The 2,300-nt window shown below is 70.4% G+C and carries 3 protein-coding genes; 2 read left to right on the forward strand and 1 reads right to left on the reverse strand.

Annotation, left to right across the window (positions count from 1 at the left end):
* The first annotated feature begins 260 nt into the window (after positions 1-260).
* Both PROKR_RS05635 and PROKR_RS30550 read left to right on the forward strand, forming a co-directional pair.
* Positions 261-1,052, forward strand: coding sequence for a phosphatase PAP2 family protein (locus PROKR_RS05635; protein ID WP_084800268.1), 792 nt, complete (start codon positions 261-263; stop codon positions 1,050-1,052).
* A gap of 332 nt (positions 1,053-1,384) precedes the next feature.
* Entirely contained in the window at positions 1,385-2,044 is a 660-nt protein-coding gene (locus tag PROKR_RS30550) for a CGNR zinc finger domain-containing protein (RefSeq protein WP_084800269.1), read from the forward strand.
* A 28-nt stretch (positions 2,045-2,072) separates the two neighbouring features.
* Here PROKR_RS30550 and PROKR_RS30555 read toward each other — a convergent pair.
* The coding region (locus PROKR_RS30555; RefSeq protein WP_281171674.1) for a glycerol-3-phosphate dehydrogenase C-terminal domain-containing protein at positions 2,073-2,300 on the reverse strand (228 nt) is incomplete at its 5' end.

Consider the following 2,300-nt stretch of genomic DNA (forward strand, 5'->3'; position numbering starts at 1 on the left):
CGGGGGTGAGCGCTCCGGCGCGGCGGGTGAACGCGGACGTGACCCTGCGCACGTCCGGGAGGTGACCGCGCGGCCGCCGGGACGGGCCTTGGCGGGCCGCGCCGAGGGGCCGCACGCGCCTGGCCTGGGTGACCGGTCCAGGTTGACGCGGTACGGTCGCTCCTGGGCCGGCGTGACCGTGCCGGGATCGTCACCGGCCGCGTATCCCGGACACGATTCTGGTACCGAACATTCACCCTGAGACCCGTAGGATCGGCTCGATGGCGCAATCAGAGGGCAGGGGTGATACCCGAGTGGAGTCACAATCGACAGGGGCTCTGCTCGACCCGGCGACCCGTCCGACCTGGCGCAGCTCCGTGGTCGCCGCCGTCATCGCCCTGCTGGTCTTCGGCCTCTGCATCTGGCAGGTCGTGGTCCGCGGACCCTTCATCGCCTGGGACTGGCAGTTCCACTACTACGTGGACTCCCACCACCCCGTGGGCTGGGAGAAGGCCTTCCTCGACATCGTCGCGAGCATCACGGGCGAGCGCATGTTCACCATCCCGATGGTGGGCGGTACCGCCCTGTACGTGGCCCGCAAGCAGGGTGGCCCCGGCTCCCTCCGGAACCTGCTCACCCGCCGTCCGGTGCTCGCCGTGCTGGCCGGCCTCGCGACCATCGCGCTGATCGGCTACAGCACCAAGTTCGGGCTGGGCCGCACCGGCCCGCACCACAACATGGACGTGCTGCACGCCGGCGGCCAGGCGTTCCCGTCCGGTCATGCCGCCAACACGTTCTTCACCGGCTTCTTCATCCTGTGCCTGCTGTTCACCCAGAACGGGCTGTTCCCGAGCGTGTCCAGGTTGCGCAAGATGATCCCCGTGGTCGCCGTGATCGTGATGATCGCGGGCGCCCTCATGTCCTGGCTGGACTACCACTGGCTCAGCGACATCCCCGGCGGCTGGCTGCTCGGTTTCATCGCCTGCATGGTGGCGCTCTCGGTGCTGCGCGCGCCGCGTCGCGAACGAGAACCAGCGCCCGCGACGCCGGGCACGCCCGCACCCCCGGCCTAGGGCCTGTCTCGCCGGGTCGTCGCCGAGCTGAGGCCCGACCCAGGGGTGGCGCGTTCAACCCGCTCGTCGAGTCCGACGGCGACGTCGGCTCCTGACCTGCTTCCGAGGCTTCCACTCGACGGTCGGAGCGCCCGGCAGGGCGCTGAGCATCACGCACCCGTCGTACCGACGCGGGTCGCCCCTGCGTGCTCTCGTCATCATCGCTGCTACCAGTCCCGGTTCCATGGCTCCATCGCCCCTCGTCGGTGTTGCTGGCTATCCTCGTTTAGACGGTAACACGCTCCGGTGGCGATCTATAGTGGTTTTACTGGTAACCGTGGGAGGGCAGCGGGATGACCGAAGCGGAACGTTGGCCGCGGTCCGTGGGGGGCCACATAGCGCTCGACTTCGTCAACACCGATATCGTGGCGGAGGCCGATCGCTCGACGGATGTGCTGCGATCGGCGGGAGAGTTCTTGGCCTGGTGCGCGTACGCAGGCCTGGCGGCGGGCGAGGCCGGTCCGAACGGGTTGTCCCATGACCAGAGCCGGAGGCTCCTGGCGACAGCCGCTGTGCTCCGCGCCGCGGTCCGCGCCGTTGTCGAAGCGGTCGCGGAACACCGTGATGCCGACCGTGACGCCTTGTCGACGCTGCGGTCAGCCACGGCCGACGCTGTCGCACGGGCCGTGCCCGTGCTGGTGGAGGGCCGGATCGTGTGGAGCTGGGAACCCACCGCCGACGCCCCGGTGTGGAAGCTGGCCACCGCGGCGACCGACCTCCTTCGTGGAGGCCCGACCGAGCGCCTGAAGATCTGCCCCGGTTGTGGGTTCGTCTTCCTCGACGCGACGAAGAACGGCAGTCGCCGCTGGTGTTCGATGGAGGACTGCGGCACGCAGGAAAAGATGCGGCGCTACGTCACCAAGCGGGCCCGGCAGCGAACCGATACGCACGCCACGAGCGCGAGCGCGAGCGCGAGCACGAGCACGAGGACGAGCGACTCGCTTGAACCATGAGGTCCCCAGTTCCGCTGGGGCGGGCGCCTCAGAGCCGCTGCAGAGCGTCCCCGACCAGCTCCCCGACGACCTCGCGCACCGCCCCGCGGTCCGCCGGGACCAGCCCGATCCGGGTGCGGCGGTCCAGCACGTCGTCCGCGTCGAGCGCGCCCTCGTGCGTCACGGCCCACTCGACCTCCGCGCGCGTCACGTCCAGGTGCTCCGTGCCCGCGATCCCGTGCCCGACGGCGTCGGTAGCGCCCGGCAGGGTCGCCCC

The organism is Promicromonospora kroppenstedtii DSM 19349 (assembly GCF_000515355.1).
GTDB classification, from domain to species: Bacteria; Actinomycetota; Actinomycetes; order Actinomycetales; family Cellulomonadaceae; genus Promicromonospora; species Promicromonospora kroppenstedtii.